Below are 18763 nucleotides of genomic sequence, written 5' to 3'. Positions count from 1 at the left end.
GACTGAAAACAAACCGTTGCCTTTTCGTTACCTACTATCTTATACAAAAATGTAACGACCCGATGAATCAGGTCGTTACATCACTTTAATCCCACACCCGAAAGGGTTTCCTCTTTTCTTTATATCGGCTTCCGGGTCGGCCGGGAGCTTATTTTTTCGAATCTACCCGCATTTCGACCGAGGCGCCCGACCATTGGTTGATCTCCCGCTTTTCGGTGCGCAGGCGGCGTCCGGCATAGGAGATCCTCACCTCGATCCCGAAGGGCCTGGTCGCGTCGATTTCGTTGTCCGCGGGCAGCGTGTGGGGAATTATATATAGGTAGAGCACGAGGTGGTCGCACGGCATGGTTTGCAGCGCGGCCGTGCGGTCCGCGGCGATGTCTGCGGGGCGTTCGGTGAGGTTCGAGCCGACGTCGGCCACGGTCGATGCCGACGAGGCGAATCCGATGCGCCGGCCGGCGGCGTCGAAACAGCCGCACATCAGCGCCGCATTGTACCGCCACCACCCTTCGTAGCGGCTCGTGACTTCGATTGTAAATCCTTTTTCGTCCATGTTCTGTCGGGGCCGCGCGGGCCGGATGCAGCGCCGGATCGGTTCGGCGGTCCGTGCGCGGACTATTTTTCCGTAAAAATAATACAACTGTCGTGCAACGCCAAATTTATTTGCGCCCCGCCGGGCCGGGAATGCTAAAACTCGCGGTTTTCTTTGCAAATGTCTTATTTTTTCGTAACTTTGCGCACTAAATGTGCGTAAATGGAGGTAGCTCAACGATATTCGATTGCCTGGAAAGGGCTGAAAAACGGTCGTCACGACTTCCGTTTCGAGGTCGACAAGGCGTTGTTCGAAGCCTTCGAAAGCACGGAGATCAAGGACGGACGGTGTGAGGTCTCGGTCGGTGTGGACCGCTCGGAGAAGCAGCTCACGCTCGATGTCGGGATCACGGGCCATGTCGTCGTCGAATGCGACCGATGCCTGGAGGACTGCCGTGTGCCCATTGATTTCGAGGGGCAGCTGGTGGTGAAATTCTCCGACGAGGTGCACGAATACGACGGCGAGGTGATGTGGATGCTGCCGGGCGAGGACCGCGTGGAGCTTGCGCAGTACATCTACGAAAGCATCGTGCTGTCGCTGCCCTACCAGCGGGTGCATCCCGAGGGGGAGTGCAACCCCGAGATGCTCGAACGCTTCCGGATCGTTTCCGACCGGGAGTTCGCGTCGATCGAGGCTGCGGCCGAAGGCGCCGGGGAGCGCGGCGGGGGCGAATGGGCCAAGCTGGCCGCCCTGCGCGAGCGGATGGAGGCCGAAGGCGCGGACGGCGGAGAAGGCGGTGAGGAACCCGGCGGCGCGAAATAAACACGGATAAAGATACGTTTAAACTTATAAATTATATTTAAAAATGGCACATCCTAAACACAAAGTCTCGTCGACGCGACGCGATAAGCGCAGAACCAACTACAAGGCTACCGTTCCGACGGTGGTTACCTGCTCGAACTGCGGCGCAGCGGTGCTCTATCACCGTGTATGCCCCGAGTGCGGCTTCTATCGCGGAAAGCTCGCCATCGAGAAGAAAGCTGCCGAATAATTCCGGCGCTCAAAAGAGTGCATCCCCGCGGGGAGTGCCTCTTTTTTAATTTATGAAGGTTCCCTTCCGGCCGCCTGAATCCCCGGTCGTGTATGTTTTCCGGGGCGGGTCGGGAGCGGGACAGGATATCAACCAACACTCGTACGAGTATGATAAAGATTGGCGTAGATGCCATGGGCGGCGATTATGCACCCGAAGCGGCTGTCAAGGGAGCCGTCATGGCGCTCGATGCGATCGGGTCGGACAGCCGTATCGTGCTGTTCGGCGACGAAGAGAAAATTAAGTCCGTGCTCGCTTCGGAGGGATGTCCCGCCGAGCGGTTCGGAATCGTAGCGACCACCGAGGTGATCGAGATGGGCGACCATCCGGCCAAGGCCTTCCAGTCCAAGGCGGATTCGAGCATCACGGTCGGGTTCGGCTACCTGGCCAAGGGAGCTGTCGACGGTTTTGCGAGCGCAGGTTCGACCGGCGCCATGATGGTCGGTTCGATGTATGCCGTCAAACCGATCGAGGGTGTCGTGCGTCCCACGATTTCATCCATCGTTCCCACCATCGCAGGGCGTCCTGCGCTGCTGCTGGACGTGGGCCTGAATGTGGACTGCAAGCCCGAGGTGTTGGCGCAGTACGGCCTGATCGGCTCGATTTACGCCGAGGCGGTGCTGGGCATCGAGCGTCCGCGCGTGGCGGTGCTCAACATCGGCGAGGAGGAGACCAAGGGCAACGCCCAGACCAAAGCCACCTACGAACTGCTGAAGGCGGAGAGCCGGATCAATTTCGTGGGCAATGTCGAGGGTTCCTATCTCTTTTCGGGCAAGGTCGCCGATGTGATCGTCTGCGACGGATTCGTCGGCAACACGGCGCTGAAAATGGCCGAGGGCCTCTACCGCATCAACACGGCCTTGGGCTGCCGCAATGCCTTCTGGGACGCCATGAATTACGAAAACGTGGGCGGAACACCCGTCCTGGGCGTCAACGCGCCCGTTATCATCGGTCACGGATGCTCTTCGCCCCAGGCGATCCGGAGCATGATCCTTTCGACCGAACAGGTCATCAAGGCCGATCTGACAGCGAAACTGCAACGTGCGTTTCAAAATTAACCAAAACACGAAAAGCCAAAGCTAATGGGTAAGATAACAGCAGCTATTACGGGTGTGGGACAGTACCTTCCGGAATATATCCTCACCAACGACGAATTAAGCCGGATGGTCGACACCAACGATGAGTGGATCATGTCGCATACGGGTATCAAGACGCGCCATATCCTCAAGGGCGAGGGTATCGGCAGCTCCTACATGGGCGCCCGTGCGGTCATCAATTTGTTGGATAAGACGGGGGTGGACCCCATGGAGATCGACGTGGTGATCTGCGCCACGGTGACCCCCGACATGTTCTTCCCCTCGACGGGTAACCTGATCGCCGACCAGGCTGGCTGCAAGAACGCCTTTGCGTTCGATGTTTCGGCAGCTTGCAGCGGCTTCCTGTTCGCCCTGACCACCGGCGCGAAGTTCATCGAGGCCGGCACGAGCAAGAAGGTCATCGTCGTGGGCGCCGACAAGATGTCGTCGATCGTCGACTATACCGACCGTTCGACCTGCCCGCTCTTCGGCGACGCCGCCGCCGCCGTGCTGCTGGAAGCCAATACCGAAGGTCTCGGAATCGTGGATTCGATCCTGCATTCCGACGGCTCGGGCGAGATGCAGCTCTACATGAAGGCGGGCGGTTCGCGCTACCCGGCTTCGGTCGAAACCGTGCAGAACAACTGGCACACGATCATGTGGGACGGCCACGCCGTGTTCAAGGCTGCCGTGTCGAAGATGTCCGACGTTTCGGTGGAGATGATGGAGCGTCACAACCTCAAGGGCGAGGATATCCGTTTCCTGGTTCCCCATCAGGCCAACCTGCGCATCATCGACGCCACGGCGCGCCGTATGGGCATCACGCAGGACAAGTGCATGATCAACATCGATCGCAACGGTAATACCACGGCCGCCACGATTCCTTCGTGTCTTTGCGACTACGAGAGCCAGTTGCGCAAGGGCGACAACCTCATTCTGTCGGCTTTCGGCGGCGGATATACCTGGGGTGCGACCTATGTGAAGTGGGCCTACGACGGCCTGAAGGCATAAGCGGGGCGATCCCCGGCAAAAGGCGGAAACCGATGTTTCCGCCTTTTTTTGTTCGTTTTCGCGGAATTTTTTTATCTTTGGAGCCGTAACGCCCCTTTTATATCAGTAGGCGGTTTGACGGAATCTTGTACGATTCCGTTTTGCAACCCATTCGACTTTTTCGTATCTTTGTTGAGCTAAACCCATTGCCGATGAACCGTCTGAACCGTATTTTTCACAACAAACAGATCAAACTGTTTTGGTTCCTGCGGAGTTTCGCGCGTTACCTTACGCCGAAACGGTTGTTGCAGTCCCGTCTGGACCGGGTACTCGCCGAGGCGGAACGCCGCCCCGACTGGGAGTACATCTGCCGGCGGGCGGATTATTACAACAAACTGTCGCCTGCGCCTGCGACCCCCCCCCGCGAAGGGCTGCGTCCGTTAGGCGACCACAAGTTCCGCCGGGGCGTCAAGACGGCTTATTTCTTCGATACCTACGAGTTCACCCGCTGGTTCAGCGACCGCCTGCTGTGGAATACCGTTCCCGGGGACGTGACGACGGTTCCCGACGTGCCGTCGATCGTCAAGAGCAGGCCGATCTGCGGCGACAACGCCAATTCGGTGCTGCTGAACCTCGACAAGGTCCGCCATTTCATCTTCCTGCGGGACGACATTCCGTTCCGGAAGAAGTCGGACAAGGCGATTTTCCGGCTGGCGATCACGCGGCGTCCCCACCGCGAACGTTTCATGCGCATGTATTTCGGTTCGGAGTGCTGCGATGCCGGCATCTCGACGCCCCGTCCCGAATATCCCCCGGAGTGGACCAAACCCCATATTTCGATGTACGACCACCTGAACTACAAGTTCATTCTGGCGATCGAGGGCTACGACGTGGCGACGAACCTCAAGTGGATCATGTCGTCGAACTCGCTGGCCGTGATGCCCCGTCCGACCTACGAGACGTGGTTCATGGAGGGCACGCTCATCCCCGGTTACCACTACGTCGAGATCCGGCCCGACTATTCCGACCTCGAAGAGCGGATGCGCTACTACATCGAGCATCCGGACGAGGCCGAGGCGATCATCGCGCATGCGCACGAATACGTCGCGCAGTTCCGCGACCGCCGGCGCGAAAAGATCATTTCACTGCTGGTCTTGCAGAATTATTTCCGGCGCACCGGGCAGCGCTGATTCCCGGCATTTCAGTTTCCTTTCGGATTCGGGCCGTAATTTCGCCCGTCTGAAAGACGGGTTTCGGAGGGCGGTGGCGGGCCGCGGGTTTCAAGACCGGATTTTCGCCCCTCCCCCTGTCCCGAGAAACGAGAAAAAGGAGTGTATTATGAAGATACTCATTGTTGAAGACGAACCCTCCCTGCGGGAGATCATGGTCCGGACGCTGACCCGGGAGCAGTACGTCGTCGAGCAGGCCGCCGATTACGCCGCGGCGCTCGACAAGATCGCCGCATACGACTACGACTGCATCCTGCTGGACATCATGCTGCCCGGCGGCAGCGGCCTGCGGCTGCTCGAAGAGCTGAAGAGGCGTCGCAGCCCGGCTGCGGTGATCATCATTTCGGCCCGCGATTCCCTCGACGACAAGATCGAGGGGTTGGAACTCGGCGCCGACGACTACCTTTCCAAGCCGTTCCACCTGGCGGAATTGAGCGCCCGCATCCGCAGCGTCCTGCGCCGTCACCAGCGCGGCGGTTACGAGAGCCTCGACGCGGGCAACGTGCGCCTGTGGCCCGACAGCCGCCGGGTCGAGGTGGCGGGCCGCGAGGTGGAGCTGCTGCGCAAGGAGTACGACATCCTCCACTACTTCATGTCCCGCCCCAACCACACGGTCGACAAGACCGCGCTGGCCGAAGGGGTCTGGGGCGACCATATCGACCAGGCCGACAATTTCGATTTCGTCTATGCGCAGATGAAGAACCTGCGCCGCAAGCTCCACGATGCGGGCGCCGACATCGAGATCCGCGCCGTCTACGGCTTCGGCTATAAACTCGTACAGCCGTGAAACTGGTTTACCGCATCCTGCTGCACCTTTCGTGGGCGCTGTCGCTGCTTCTGGCGGCATGGGCCGTGTTGTTTTACTTCACGCTGATCGACGAGATCAACGACGAGGTGGACGACGCGCTCGAAGCTCGTGCCGAAGTGATCGTCAAGCGGGTTCTGGCCGGACGGGAGCTTCCCGTTCCGGCGGACGAGGGCAACAACGGCTATTTCCTGCACGAAGTGTCGCCCCAATATGCCGCCGCACAGCACCACGAACGCTATTCCGACGAGGAGATTTTCATTCCCGAACGCGACGACAAGGAGCCGGCCCGCGTGCTGCGCAAGGTGTTCCGCGACGGCGCGGGGCAATGGCGCGAACTGACGGTGATGACTCCGACCATCGAGAAGGACGACCTCCGGGAGTCGATCCTCCGGTGGATGGTCTGCCTCTACCTCTTCCTGCTGCTGATGATCCTGCTGGTCTCGGTCATCGTGCTCTACCGCACGATGCGGCCGCTCTACGCCCTGCTGCGGTGGCTCGACGGTTACACCGTGGGGGCGCGGAATGCGCCGCTGGCCGTCGAGACCTCCGTCACGGAGTTCCGGAAACTCAACGATGCCGCGCGCCGCTATGCCGAGCGGGCCGAGTCGTCGTTCGAGCGGCAGAAACAGTTTATCGGCAACGCCTCGCACGAGATGCAGACTCCGCTGGCGGTCTGCCGCAACCGGTTGGAAATGCTGGTCGACGATGCGCATGCGCTCACCGGGGAGCAGTTGGGCGAGATCGCCAAGGTGCAGCGGACGCTGGACTACCTCGTGCGGCTCAACCGTTCGCTGCTGCTGCTGTCGAAGATCGACAACGGCCAGTTCCCCGAGGCCGAAGAGGTCGACGTGAACGCACTGGTGCGCCGCACGGCCGAGGACATGGAGGAGATTTACGCCTACCGCAGCATGCGCTTTGCGCTCGTGGACGAGGGGCCGCTCACGGCGCGGATGAATCCGTCGCTGGCCGGGAGCGTGGTCGCCAACCTGCTGAAAAACGCATTCGTTCACGGCGACGAGGGCGGCGAGGTGACGGTGTGCGTCGCTCCGCGTCGCTTCACGGTCTGCAACAGCGGTGCGGGCGGTCCGCTCGACGCCGGGCGTATCTTCGACCGGTTCTATCAGGGAACGAAGAAGGAGGGTTCTACGGGGCTGGGCCTTGCCGTGGTCGACGCAGTCTGCCGTCTCTACGGGTTGAAGGTGTCCTATTCTTATAAGGAGGGGCGGCATTGCTTCGCGGTCGATTTCCCGGCGTGAAAAAAAATGCAGGAAATCCGCTTTTTTCAGATTCGTTTCAGTTTCGGGCCGCAACTTTGCAGTACGAAATTCAATTAAAACACTACGATTATGAAAAAGTTCACGATTCTTCTCGCTTCGCTGGCCGTCATGGCCTCTTCGGTTCCCGCTTTCGCCGGTAAAGACCGGATCATCACCGTCGGCGAACTTCCCGCCGTTGCGCAACAGTTCGTCCAGACCCACTTCAAGGCTGTCGAGGTCTCCTACGCCAAAGTCGACGAGGAACTGTTCGACAAGGATTACAAGGTGGTCTTCGTCAACGGCTCGAAGGTCGAGTTCGCCAAGGACGGAGCGTGGAAGGAGGTCGACTGCAAGTACGGCGAGGTTCCCGCAGCCATCGTTCCGCAGCAGATCCGCGACTATGTCGCCAAGAACTTCGCAGGCCGCAAGATCGTCTCGATCGACCGCGACAAGCGCGACTGGGAGGTGAAGCTCGACAACGGTCTCGACCTGAAATTCGACCTTCACTTCCGCCTGATCGAGATCGACGACTGATCCGCATTCCGCTGAAAACCATCCGACGGCGCCCGAATACGTATTCGGACGCCGTCTATTTTGTTTTATAATGTCTCGCCATTTCGATATAAAATAATTTGATGACTATTTTGATACAAATCACGAAAAACTATTGTATATTTGTATCACGAACGATGATAAACCGCAAACTTAAAACAATACAGTTATGTTAAGCAAGAAATTACACGAAGCGATGAACGCGCAGATCAATGCCGAGCTTTGGTCGGCCTATCTCTATCTTTCGATGTCGATGGACGCCGAGGCCAAGGGGCTGAAGGGTGTCGCCAACTGGTTCTACGTACAGTTTCAGGAGGAGCAGGACCATGCGCGGATCTTTATGAACTACATTCTCTCGCGCGACGCCGAGGTGAAGCTGCTCCCGATCGAGGAGGTGCGCACTGCTTGGACTTCGCCGCTGGAGATGTTCCAGGACACGCTGGCCCATGAGAAGGAGGTTACGGCCATGATCAACAATCTGGCCGCCATCGCCGCCGAGGACAAGGATTACGCTTCGTCGAACATGCTCGTCTGGTTCGTCGACGAGCAGGTCGAGGAGGAGGAGTCGGCACGCGAGATGATCACCGCCTGCGAGGCCGTCGAAGGCAACAAGTTCGGGCTGTACATGCTCGACAAGGAGCTGGCCGCCCGCACCTACACGCAGGCTTCGCCGCTGGCGACCGCCAACGCATAAACGAAAGTTTTTGTCATAGTTATTTATAGTGGGTCCGGCCTCCGAAAGGGGGCCGGATTTTTTGGTTAGTCGGATTATTTGACTATCTTCGCAATAGAAAATAGAAACAAAGGTTAAGACAAACCTTTATACCTACAGTAAACCGTTACCTGTTGTAGAAATACGGCAGTTTTTATGATGGTGTAATATTTGTCTGAAACTTGAGCCTTGTCCCTGCCCGTTCGGGTGGGGGACAGGCTTGGGCGTAAGGGCAACTACCATCATAAGGCTGTAACGGGCCGACTGTAGGGGTTGTACCTGCGTCCTTGCTTTTTTATAGGAGGACTGCCCTGCGGGCGGCGGCGTGAGAACGGACCAGGTACATGACTGGAAATAACCGTCACCCGGCAAAAATGCACCGGAACAATACGGCTGTCGTCTTTTTCAGCCGCCATATTTGGAGTTTCCCGACATTTTTCCGAAATTTAACCGATCGGACCGCGCCGGACATCCGGCACAGCGGAAACCGCTTCGGCAGACTATGCCTAAACCTTAAAAACAGAGATAACCGATGAAGAAAATCCTCTTATGCTGGCTGGCCGCGGCGACGGCGCTGACGGCCGGCGCGCAGAGCAACGAATGGCAGGACGCCGGCGTGAATGCCGTGAACCGGATGCCGATGCATGGCTCCTGGTTCGCGTACGAGTCGCCGGAAGCCGCACAGGCGGGCGACAAGACCCTCTCGGAGCGGTTCGTCACGCTGAACGGAAACTGGAAATTCAACTGGGTGCGCAACGCCGACCAGCGACCGACGGACTTTTTCCGCGTCGGCTACAACGACAAAGGCTGGAACGACATGCCCGTGCCGGGACTCTGGGAGCTGAACGGATACGGCGATCCGGTCTACCTCAACGTCGGTTACGCCTGGCGGGGCTGGTTCAAAAACGATCCGCCGCACGTTCCCATCGAGCAGAACCACGTGGGTTCCTACCGCCGTACGGTCGACATCCCCGCGGCATGGGCCGGCAGGCAGATCGTCGCGCATTTCGGCTCGGTGACGTCGAACATCTACCTCTGGGTCAACGGCCGCTATGTGGGTTACAGCGAGGACAGCAAGCTGGAGGCCGAGTTCGACCTGACGCCCTACGTGAAACCCGGCCGGAATCTCATCGCGTTCCAGGTCTTCCGCTGGTGCGACGGCACATACCTCGAAGATCAGGACTTCTTCCGCCTTTCGGGCGTGGGCCGCGACTGCTACCTCTACGCGCGCGACAAACGGCAAATTACGGACATTCAGGTCGACGCCGCGCCTTCGGCCAACTACACCGCGGGAACGGTAGCCGTCAAAGCCTTCTTCCCCAGGCAGGCGCGGGGATGCAGCGTCGAACTGGCGCTCACCGACGCCCAAGGGCGCAGCGTCGCGTCGCAGCAGCTGCGCGTCACGAAGGACGAGGAGCGCTGCACGCTCGACGCCGGGAAAGTCGCCCTGTGGAGCGCCGAGACGCCCGTGCTGTACGGACTGACGGCGACGCTCCGCGCGCCGGCGGGCGAAGTGATCGAGGTCATTCCGCTCCGGATCGGATTCCGCGACGTGAAGATCGAGGGCGGGCAGCTGCTCGTCAACGGCCGGCCGGTGCTGATCAAGGGCGCCAACCGGCATGAGATGGACCCCGACTACGGCTATTACGTCTCCGAGGGGCGCATGCTGGAGGACATCCGCATCATGAAGGAGAACAACATCAACGCCGTGCGCACGTGCCACTACCCCGACGACGCCCGCTGGTACTCGCTCTGCGACCAATACGGACTCTACGTCGTGGCCGAGGCCAATATCGAGTCGCACGGCATGGGTTACGGCGAAAAGACGCTGGCCAAGAATCCGCTCTACGCCAAAGCGCATCTGGAGCGCAACGAACGCAACGTGCAGCGCAGCATCAACCATCCGTCGGTCATCATCTGGTCGCTGGGCAACGAAGCGGGCGACGGGCCGAACTTCGACGCCTGCTACGACTGGATCAAGGCTTACGACCCCTCGCGGCCGATTCACCACGAACGGGCCGTCTATTCGCCCGGCAGCCGCAACACGGACATTATCTGCCCGATGTACTGGGACTACGAGCGGTGTGAGAAATACCTCGCCGAGAATCCCGCCAAACCGCTGATCCAGTGCGAATACGCCCACGCCATGGGCAACTCGATGGGCGGATTCAGGGAGTACTGGGAGCTGATCCGCCGCGAACCGAAATATCAGGGCGGATTCATCTGGGATTTCGTGGACCAGTCGCTGCACAAAAAGGGGCGCAACGGCGTGACGGTCTACGGCTACGGAGGCGACTGGAACCCCTACGACCCCTCGGACCAGAACTTCTGCGACAACGGCCTGATCGGTCCCGACCGCATTCCGAACCCACACATGGAGGAGGTGCGCTACTACTACCAGTCGGTCTGGACCTCGTGGGCCGGCGATGCGGGGAATACGGTGGAGGTCCTCAACGAAAATTTCTTCCGCGGCCTCGAAAACTACGACCTCCATTGGGAGGTGCTCTGCGACGGGACGCCCCTCCGCCGGGGCGTCGTCGACGGACTGAAAGCCGCGCCGCAGCAGCGCGTGCGCATCACGCTCCCCTACGATCCGGCCACGCTGCCCGCGGCGGGCGAACTGCTGCTCGACGTGGCCTACAAACTCAAGACGGCCGAAGGCATCCTGCCCGCGGGCCACACCGCGGCGCGCGCCCAGCTGCCGATCCGCGAATACGTCTTCACGGCTCCCGCGGCGAAATCCGCAGCCGAAGGTGAATCGCTCTTCGTTGCGGACAACCACAAAGACTTCCTAATCGTCGCGGGCAACGGCCTGCGGCTCGACTTCAGCCGCAAGACGGGCTTCATCACCCGTTACGAAGTCCGCGGGCTCGACTTCCTGGCCGACGGCTCCACGCTGCGCCCCAACTTCTGGCGCGCGCCGACCGACAACGACTTCGGCGCCGGACTGCAACACAAAATGGCCGTCTGGAAACAGCCGGAGATGAAACTCAAGACGCTGACCCATGCCGAGGCCGACGGCATCGTCACGGTGAAGGCCGGCTATGAAATGCCCGGGGTGCAGGCCACACTGGAGATCGAATACGCCGTCGACAACACGGGCGCCGTCACGATCGCACAGTCACTGCACGCCACGCCGGGGGCCGAGGTTCCCGACATGTTCCGCTTCGGCATGCGCTTCGAGATGCCCGAGGCGTTCGACCGCCTGCAATACTACGGCCGCGGACCGGGCGAGAACTACGCCGACCGCAAATCGTCGGCCTTCGTGGGACTTTACCGCCAGAGCGTCGACGAGCAGTTCCACCCCTACATCCGCCCGCAGGAGACCGGCACGAAGAGCGACCTGCGCTGGTGGCACCTCGCGGACATCGGCGGACGGGGTCTTACGGTGACCTCCGACGCTCCGTTCTCCGCCTCGGCGCTTCACTACCCGCAGGAGTCGCTCGACGAAGGCCCCGCAAAACGGCAGGGACACTCGCCCGAGGTCGAAAAGCAGAAGAACGTTTCGGTATGCCTCGACAAGGTGCAGTACGGACTGGCGTGCGTCAACTCGTGGGGCGCGCTGCCGCTGCCCGAATACCGGATTCCCTACGCCGACTACACGTTCCGCCTGAAGATCGCGCCTGCGACCCGCCTATAAGCCGCGCCACACGCCCGAAGGCCGGAGTCCCCCGCGGATTCCGGCCTTTTTATCGGCCGCAGGACTTGCCGGGGAGACAAAAAATGCGCATCTTTGTCGTCCGTTAAACGATCCCGAACATGTTATACACCGAAGATACGCGCATCGAAGCGCTGGCCGTACACGTCGTCGGCAACAAATCGAAGGACGAACCCCTGACGGTCTCGCCCGAACTCTCGGCACAGGTCGCCGACGAAGGGCTGATGCGCACGCTCACGGCCTATTTCCTCGGCGGCTTCAAGAGCGAGGAGTGCTACAACCTCCACCACGAGACCGACCTCGGGTGCAACGAGGTCTGGAACTTCGCATGCAGGATCTTCGACGATCCGGAGGCGCTCCTCGAACATTCGGTGAGTCTGGCCAAGCACCTCTACGAGAGCGGCATGCACCCGCAGATCAAGGGCGGCGAATTTTACACGGCCTACTTTTCGGACTGCAATTTCGGCGGCGAACGCTGCGACGCGCTGGGGCTGTTCAAGTCCGAGACGCGCGACACGTTCCTCGACGTCGAACAGCAGGCCGGAGGGGTGCACATCGCGGCCCGCGAAGGCATCGACATCAAACGGCTGGACAAGGGAGCCGTCATTTTCAACACGGAACGCGAGGAGGGGTTTGCGGTCTTCGTCGTCGACAACACCAACCGCACCGAAGCACGCTACTGGATCGACGACTTCCTGCGCGTGCGCCAGCGGCAGGACAACTACCACAATACGCACAACACGCTGGCGATGTGCAAGAAATACGTCACGAAACACCTCTCGAAGGAGTTCGAGGTGTCGAAGGCCGACCAGGCCGAGCTGCTCAACGAGACGATGAAGTATTTCCAGGAGCAGGAGAGCTTTTCGATGGACGATTTTTCGGAGAAGGTGATCCGCCAGCCGGAGGTCGTGGAGAGCTTCACGCGCTTCCGCCAGGAGTACGAACAGGACCGCGACATCCGCATCGAGGACGAATTCGGCATCTCGGATTCAGCCGTCAAGAAGCAGGCGCGGTCGTACAAGAGCGTCATCAAGCTCGACCGCAATTTCCACATCTACGTCCACGGCAACCGCAACCTGCTGGAGCAGGGCGAGGACGAGAAGGGCAAGTTCTACAAAGTCTATTACGAAGAGGAGGAGTAGGACTACCCGAGCATGCCGCCCAGCACCAAACCGAACAGCACGAGGAACAACGCCCAGTGGCACAGCCGGAGGTAATGACGCCCTCCGGCTTTTTCACACAGCAGCGACACCAGCCAGAAGACGCACCAGCCGCCGAACACCAGCAGCAGCAGGAGTTCGAGCGCGAAATTGCGCGGCAGGACGCTCGTCCCCAGCAGCAAAAGAAAAGCCGCGCAGAGGAACAGGTCCACTGAAATCATCTGAACGCCGCAGCGGCCCATCAGCCACGCCTCGTAAGCTCCGGAAGGGGCCGTTGCCGCATCGGGGCGCGCCGCCGAGTAGAAGCGGTTGCCCGAAAACACGTGTACGAAGAATGCGGCGGCGAGCAACGCTCCGGCCGCCAGAAACCATCCGTTCATCATCATCCCATTTTACGGTAAATACACTCCGGCATGTGCCGGATCAGCCACGCAGGCAGCCGCCAGCGGCGTGTGACGACCGCCACGCTACGGCGGCGGCGGATGGCCCGCACGATCCCCTCCACGACCCGGTCGACGGGCATCACCCAGAACAGCCCCTCGCCCTTGGCCATCTCCGTCGCGACGAATCCCGGACGGATGTCGGTCACCGGGAGGGGCAGTCCGGACTTCGCAGCCCGCTGCCGCAGGCCCTCGGCATAGTTGATCTGATAGGCTTTCGAGGCGTTGTAAGCCGGAGCCGCACCGCCGCCGCGCAGGCCCCCGACCGACGTGATGACGACCAGATGGCCGCCGCCCCGCTCCTCGAAACGACCGTAGGCCCAGTCGACCGCCGCGGTCCAGCCCACGACGTTGGTGCGGATGGCCGGCTCTTCCAGCGCATAGTCCAGTCCGGGATTCAGGTCGCCGGTTCCGGCGCTGACCACGCACAAATCCATGCCGCCCAGCTCTCCGGCGAGGCGTTCCAGCGCCGCACAGGCGGCGGCAGGGTCCATGATGTCGGCCGCGGCGTAACAAAAGCTGCCCGGACGGCTGGCCGCCAGCTCCTCCAGCAACGCCTCGCGCCGCCCGGTCACGCCGACCCGGTATCCTTCGGCCGCAAGGCGTTCGGCCAACGCCCGGCCAATGCCGGAAGTGGCCCCGATGACAATCGCTCGTTTCATGGAAACAAAGTTAACGGGTGCGCCCCAAAAAAACGTTGACGCAGATCAAGAAATCAGCGGACACGGCGGCGGATGCGGCTCAACGTCTCGGGACGCACGCCCAGATAGGAGGCCAGTTCCCGCAGGGGAACGAGCTGCAACACGTCGGGACAACGCTCCGTCAGGGCCTCGTAGCGTTGCTGCGGCGAGGCGGCATAGCGGTCCAGCAGGCGTTCGTAAACCTCGGCCAGCATGTGTTCGGCCAGCCTGCGGCCCAGCCGCTCGCAGGCGGCATCGGTGCGGTAGAAGGTTTCGAGCCGTTCGCCGGGAACAAGCAGGGCCTCGGCGCCGCACATCGCCCCGATCGTCACCTGCGACGGCGCATCGACGCACATCGAGATATAGTCGCCGACGAACTCTCCGGCAAAGGCGTAACCCACGACATGCTCCTCTCCCGCGGCGTCGGCGTACACGTAACGGAAAGCGCCCTGCACGACCAGTCCGCAGCGGTGGCTGCGGAGTCCCTGCCCGGAGAGGCGTTCGCCGCGGGCGAAACGCCGTACGACGCCCTCGCGGCGGATAAAGGCGGCGAGTTCCGAAAATTCGGCCTCCGTTATGTAGCGGTTGAAATTCACGGCCGTAAAGATAATCCATCAATTTGGGAGAACCAAACGAAGGCATCAAACATGCTCTGCCTCGCGGCCTTCGCGCTGCTCTGGATCGCCGGTCCCGGGCGGTATGCCGCCGACAGCCGGATCGCCCGGCGGCTCTGACCCCGGCCCCCTGAAAGCCATTCGCACGCCGTCGGCACGCCACCTCGCAGACAAACGCCGCTCCGCTGGCCCGGATTTTGCCGCCCGGAAAGAAAAACCACACCGTCATGGCTCCGAAAACCAAAACTCCCGACCGGCTCACCGTCGAAGAACGCCGCGAACTTCCCGCATCGGCGTTCGGAATCCCCGAAACGCGCGAATTCCCGCTCGTCGACGCAGCGCACATCCGCGCGGCGGAAGCCTATTTCCGTTACGCACCCGACGACAGGAAAGCCGCCCTGGCGCGCCGCATTCTCGCCCGCGCCCGCGAAATGGGCGTCGACGTCCGCAGCCGTGTGATCCGCGGCTGGGCCGGGGAGGCGTAGGAACCGAAAAAATCGCTATCTTTGTCTGCACGGGCCGCCGAAAGACCCGTGCGGATAGATATGGAAACAATCACCGAATTTCTCATCGACTGGGGCTACTGGGGCCTCTTCCTCTCGGCGCTGATCGCCGGAAGCGTCCTGCCTTTCAGCTCCGAGGCGGTGATGGTGGTGCTCGCAGGCATGGGGCTTGATCCCGTGGGATGCGTCGTCGCGGCCGCGCTGGGCAACACGCTCGGCGGCATGACCTGCTACTGGATCGGGACGCTGGGCAAGACCGAATGGATCACCCGGCTGGGTGTCTCGACGCGCCAACTGGCCCGGGCGCGGAAATTCCTCTCGGGACGCGGGGCGCTGATGGCCTTCTTCGCCTTCCTGCCCACCATCGGCGAGGCCATCGCCATCGTGCTGGGACTGATGCGCAGCAACGTGTGGCTGACCGGCGGCGCGATGCTCGCGGGCAAGACCCTGCGTTACATTGTCGTACTGGCGACCTTCCGGGGCGCCCTATCCCTTTTCTGATATGGAAATTCGCAAAACCGAAACCCCTTCGCGGGAACTGTTGCTGCTGGCCGACGAGGTCGAAGCCTCGGTGGCCGACTACATCGGCCGCGGAACGTGCTACGCCGCCTGCGACGACGGCCGGATCGTCGGACAGTACGTGCTGATCCACACGCGGCCCTTCACGGCCGAGGTCGTGAATATCGCCGTCGTGCCCGACCGTCAGCGGCAGGGCATCGCCACGGCCCTTTTGGCCCACGCCGTCGACACGGCCCGCCGGGCGGGGTTCCGCCTGCTCGAAATCGGCACGGGCAATTCGGGATTCGGGCAGATCGCCCTCTACGAACGCTGCGGATTCGTCCGCTGCGGCATCGACGTAGACTATTTCCGCAAGCACAGCCCTACGCCGATCTTCGAAAACGGCGTGGAGTGCCGCCACATGGTGCGCCTGCGCATGGAGTTCATGTAACCATGTCCGTTTCGTGGAACCCCTGGCACGGATGCCGGAAAATCAGCGAAGGCTGCCGCAACTGCTATGTCTACCGGCAGGACAGCCGCCACGACAAAGACAGCCGCGAAGTGCGGCAGACGGCGATGTTCGACCGTCCGGTGCGCCGTAGCCGCGACGGACGGTTCAAGGTCCCCGCCGGCGAGATGGTCTACACCTGCTTCACATCGGATTTTCTGCTGGAGGAGGCCGACGCCTGGCGTGCCGAGGCCTGGGAGATGATGCGCATCCGCCACGACCTGCGGTTCCTCTTCTTCACCAAGCGCATTGACCGGCTGGCCGCCGTACTGCCGCCCGACTGGGGCGACGGATATGAGAATGTCGTCATCGGCTGCACGGTCGAAAATCAGGCGATGGCCGATTACCGGCTGCTGCTGTTCCTCGCGACGCCGGTCCGCCACCGGCTCATCGTCTGCGCCCCGCTGCTGGGACCGCTCGACATCGCACGCTATCTCTCGCCCGCCGTCGAGGAGGTCTCGGCGGGCGGCGAATCGGGCAACGAGGCCCGGCCGTGCGACTACGCCTGGGTGCTCGGGCTGCGTGAACAGTGCGTGGCGGCAGACATCTCCTTCTGCTTCCACCAGACCGGGGCGCGGTTCGTAAAAGACGGGCGCATGTACCGCATCCACCGCCGTTACCAGCACTCGCAGGCCCGCAAAGCGGGAATCGACTATCGGCTCAAACGCTAAAAAGACGTGCGGAAGGAACCCGGTCCGGCGAACAAACAGTGACGCCTCATTTTGCTTTGTCCGGAAATTCCATGAAGAATCTCCCAAAAGCCGGACCGGGTTACAGTCCGATACAAAAAGTGTTGTAACTCATTAATTTTCTGTTAGTTACGGCGTTAACCGATACCACAAAAAGACACACTGTAAAGAGGCGGCAAAACCTTGTTTGACGCTTCATTTCAGGTGTCCGATATTCTCGGAAAAATGTAAAACTCGGGTTCGGAGTCCGAATTTTGGAGGTTCATTTCCCGCTCCGAACCGGGGATTCATCCGGGAAGAACGAGATCTTTTTTTAAGCCTTGTTTTGGTGCTTTTTCAGAACCTCCTCTCTGGATTCAAAGTGCTGTTTGCCCGACAAGGCTCGCTCCTCGGCTTTGCGTTGTCGGATGCGTCCGACCCAATCCGGTGCAATTTCAATCGAGACAATCCACACAACCTGCATGGAGCAGTACAGCAGAATTTGCATGGGAAACGAAAACTGCGTTTCGGCAGGAAACAGCCAGTTGTACGTTGCCAAAGGAACGAATGCATTGACGATTAACATCAAGGCTTCCGTTTCTCGTTGCCGGCGTGTATATCCGAGGTGTTTCCAGGCGATCAGAATGAAAAGCACGTTGACCCCGAGCAATGTCCAAACGATTGGCCACGGTTTGATAACCGCTGTTTCCGGGTGCGAGTTCATGATGAACCAAGCCGGAATAACAGGGACCAGTCCGTTTATCAGCAGCGTGAAAACCTTGAAAGCCATCGTGAAGCCTATTTGCTCTTGAATCCAAAGTTAGGAAAATATTTCGAATTCTCGCTTTGTTTATGAAAATTGATGCCAATTTTTCTGATTGGCAAATTGTTTGTCGTTTACCTATCATCCCGACGGAGGCGATCGGGAAAGTACAGGTACAGGTAACACTGAAAAAGAATGTCTAACTTAAAACCGCAATTTGTTATGAGAAGTATCACAACATTCGATCTGCAGTATGCGCACCGTTTCTACGGTTTTCAAGGTGAGGCTCAGTATCTCCACGGTCACACGGGAAAGTTGACCATCGAGGTGGAGGATAGCATCGAGGCGGGCGTGAACATGGTTTACCCCTGCAACGAGATTCAGAAGGTAGCGTGGGACGTGCTCCGGAATTTCGACCACGCGCTGGTTCTGCGCGAGGATGATCCGCTGCTGCCGGCCGTGCTGGACGTCTACGAGAAGCAGGGCATCCGCAACGGACACCCACAGAACAAGATGAAGGGCCCGGCCTTCAAGACGGAGCTGGCCACGGCCTATCCCGATTGCCGTCTGGTAGTCACGAAAGAGACGCTGACGGTCGAAGGAATGATCAAGATTGTCTACGATCTGCTGAAGGATAAGCTCAATATCGCCAAGATCACCTTTACGAGTGGTGTGAATGCGGCCTCGGCGGAGTTCGTGACCAAGAACGACATCGATCGTTGCCCGCTGTGCGGCGTTGCATTCAACGAGGAGGGTGTATGTCCGAAGTGCGGGTATCGCAAGAAGAAGTAGCCGTCACACTCTGTGGATAGGGTAGTCGGGTTCCGATTTTCGGGACCCGACTTTTTTGAAAAATGATAGAGGCTTGTATTTTGAAAATCGTAATACGAATACGCGTGCCATTCCGAAGACGTTAGAGCGTACGGCGATTGAAACTCAGCCGGGACTGACTTTATTGTAGCATAACCACATGCTGCCACTCCTCTTATTCCTTATCGGCAGAACTTCCCATCGTGAAGATTTCCA

General features: G+C 60.1%; 21 protein-coding genes. 16 read left to right on the top strand and 5 right to left on the bottom strand.

Annotated features, from left to right (window positions below; translation table 11 throughout):
- Window positions 1-148: 148 nt before the first annotated feature.
- Complete coding sequence (locus BHV64_RS12020) at window positions 149-553, bottom strand: hypothetical protein (protein ID WP_149887872.1); 405 nt, start codon at window positions 551-553, stop codon at window positions 149-151.
- Window positions 554-754: 201 nt separating this feature from the next.
- Between BHV64_RS12020 and BHV64_RS12015 the strand changes: the two genes are divergently transcribed.
- The 11 genes from BHV64_RS12015 (at window position 755) to BHV64_RS11965 (ending at window position 13045) form a co-directional block, all read left to right on the top strand.
- Window positions 755-1354 carry a YceD family protein gene (locus BHV64_RS12015; RefSeq protein WP_149887871.1) on the top strand — a complete coding sequence of 200 codons (600 nt, stop codon included), beginning with the start codon at window positions 755-757 and terminating at the stop codon, window positions 1352-1354.
- Between the two features lie 43 nt (window positions 1355-1397).
- Window positions 1398-1583, top strand: coding sequence for a 50S ribosomal protein L32 (gene rpmF, locus BHV64_RS12010; protein ID WP_010264557.1), 186 nt, complete (start codon window positions 1398-1400; stop codon window positions 1581-1583).
- Window positions 1584-1732: 149 nt separating this feature from the next.
- The gene (plsX, locus tag BHV64_RS12005) at window positions 1733-2680 is read left to right on the top strand and encodes a phosphate acyltransferase PlsX (protein WP_147620471.1); all 948 of its coding nucleotides are present in this window, start codon (window positions 1733-1735) and stop codon (window positions 2678-2680) included.
- Window positions 2681-2704: 24 nt separating this feature from the next.
- On the top strand, window positions 2705-3709 hold the full coding sequence (locus BHV64_RS12000; RefSeq protein ID WP_149887870.1) for a beta-ketoacyl-ACP synthase III: 1005 nt from the start codon (window positions 2705-2707) through the stop codon (window positions 3707-3709).
- A gap of 191 nt (window positions 3710-3900) precedes the next feature.
- On the top strand, window positions 3901-4878 hold the full coding sequence (locus tag BHV64_RS11995) for a glycosyl transferase family 90 (protein ID WP_022062016.1): 978 nt from the start codon (window positions 3901-3903) through the stop codon (window positions 4876-4878).
- A gap of 148 nt (window positions 4879-5026) precedes the next feature.
- Complete coding sequence (locus BHV64_RS11990) at window positions 5027-5704, top strand: response regulator transcription factor (protein ID WP_015547469.1); 678 nt, start codon at window positions 5027-5029, stop codon at window positions 5702-5704.
- A complete protein-coding gene (locus tag BHV64_RS11985) occupies window positions 5701-6981 on the top strand; it encodes a type IX secretion system histidine kinase PorY (protein WP_288116097.1) in 1281 nt (426 codons plus the stop codon). The genes BHV64_RS11990 and BHV64_RS11985 overlap by 4 nt, the downstream gene beginning before the upstream one ends.
- Window positions 6982-7071: 90 nt before the next feature.
- Window positions 7072-7515, top strand: a complete 444-nt coding sequence (locus BHV64_RS11980) for a PepSY-like domain-containing protein (protein WP_149887869.1) — start codon at window positions 7072-7074, stop codon at window positions 7513-7515.
- Window positions 7516-7702: 187 nt separating this feature from the next.
- Window positions 7703-8227, top strand: coding sequence for a ferritin (locus tag BHV64_RS11975; RefSeq protein WP_193559999.1), 525 nt, complete (start codon window positions 7703-7705; stop codon window positions 8225-8227).
- A 550-nt stretch (window positions 8228-8777) separates the two neighbouring features.
- Entirely contained in the window at window positions 8778-11885 is a 3108-nt protein-coding gene (locus BHV64_RS11970) for a glycoside hydrolase family 2 TIM barrel-domain containing protein (RefSeq protein ID WP_217727371.1), read from the top strand.
- A 119-nt stretch (window positions 11886-12004) separates the two neighbouring features.
- The gene (locus BHV64_RS11965) at window positions 12005-13045 is read left to right on the top strand and encodes a nucleoid-associated protein (RefSeq protein ID WP_022062009.1); all 1041 of its coding nucleotides are present in this window, start codon (window positions 12005-12007) and stop codon (window positions 13043-13045) included.
- Between the two features lie 2 nt (window positions 13046-13047).
- On the opposite strand, the gene BHV64_RS11960 is transcribed toward BHV64_RS11965, so the two are convergent.
- From BHV64_RS11960 to BHV64_RS11950, 3 genes are read right to left on the bottom strand one after another with little or no spacing between them, the layout of a single operon-like run.
- Window positions 13048-13443, bottom strand: coding sequence for a hypothetical protein (locus tag BHV64_RS11960; RefSeq protein WP_044054822.1), 396 nt, complete (start codon window positions 13441-13443; stop codon window positions 13048-13050).
- A gap of 2 nt (window positions 13444-13445) precedes the next feature.
- Window positions 13446-14165 carry an SDR family NAD(P)-dependent oxidoreductase gene (locus BHV64_RS11955; protein ID WP_015547474.1) on the bottom strand — a complete coding sequence of 240 codons (720 nt, stop codon included), beginning with the start codon at window positions 14163-14165 and terminating at the stop codon, window positions 13446-13448.
- Between the two features lie 53 nt (window positions 14166-14218).
- Entirely contained in the window at window positions 14219-14779 is a 561-nt protein-coding gene (locus BHV64_RS11950) for a Crp/Fnr family transcriptional regulator (protein WP_217727370.1), read from the bottom strand.
- A 245-nt stretch (window positions 14780-15024) separates the two neighbouring features.
- Here BHV64_RS11950 and BHV64_RS11945 point away from each other — a divergent pair, with 245 nt between their 5' ends.
- From BHV64_RS11945 to BHV64_RS11930, 4 genes are read left to right on the top strand one after another with little or no spacing between them, the layout of a single operon-like run.
- The gene (locus BHV64_RS11945; RefSeq protein WP_022062005.1) at window positions 15025-15282 is read left to right on the top strand and encodes a hypothetical protein; all 258 of its coding nucleotides are present in this window, start codon (window positions 15025-15027) and stop codon (window positions 15280-15282) included.
- A gap of 60 nt (window positions 15283-15342) precedes the next feature.
- Entirely contained in the window at window positions 15343-15801 is a 459-nt protein-coding gene (locus tag BHV64_RS11940) for a YqaA family protein (RefSeq protein ID WP_147620464.1), read from the top strand.
- A 1-nt stretch (window position 15802) separates the two neighbouring features.
- Window positions 15803-16249 (top strand): GNAT family N-acetyltransferase, encoded by a 447-nt coding sequence (locus BHV64_RS11935; RefSeq protein ID WP_118406162.1) that lies wholly within the window; start codon window positions 15803-15805, stop codon window positions 16247-16249.
- A gap of 2 nt (window positions 16250-16251) precedes the next feature.
- Window positions 16252-16977: a DUF5131 family protein gene (locus tag BHV64_RS11930; RefSeq protein ID WP_022062002.1), complete on the top strand. Its 726-nt coding sequence runs from the start codon at window positions 16252-16254 to the stop codon at window positions 16975-16977.
- 331 nt (window positions 16978-17308) lie between these two features.
- Here the strand turns inward: BHV64_RS11930 and BHV64_RS11925 are convergent, their stop codons facing one another.
- Window positions 17309-17764, bottom strand: coding sequence for a hypothetical protein (locus BHV64_RS11925; protein WP_149887866.1), 456 nt, complete (start codon window positions 17762-17764; stop codon window positions 17309-17311).
- A 195-nt stretch (window positions 17765-17959) separates the two neighbouring features.
- Here BHV64_RS11925 and BHV64_RS11920 point away from each other — a divergent pair, with 195 nt between their 5' ends.
- Window positions 17960-18529: a 6-pyruvoyl trahydropterin synthase family protein gene (locus BHV64_RS11920; protein ID WP_149887865.1), complete on the top strand. Its 570-nt coding sequence runs from the start codon at window positions 17960-17962 to the stop codon at window positions 18527-18529.
- Window positions 18530-18763 lie beyond the last annotated feature (234 nt).

Origin of the sequence: Alistipes sp. 56_sp_Nov_56_25 (genome assembly GCF_001915285.1) — a bacterium.
Lineage (GTDB): Bacteria > Bacteroidota > Bacteroidia > Bacteroidales > Rikenellaceae > Alistipes > Alistipes shahii.
This window is presented reverse-complemented; position numbering and strand designations above follow the sequence as displayed.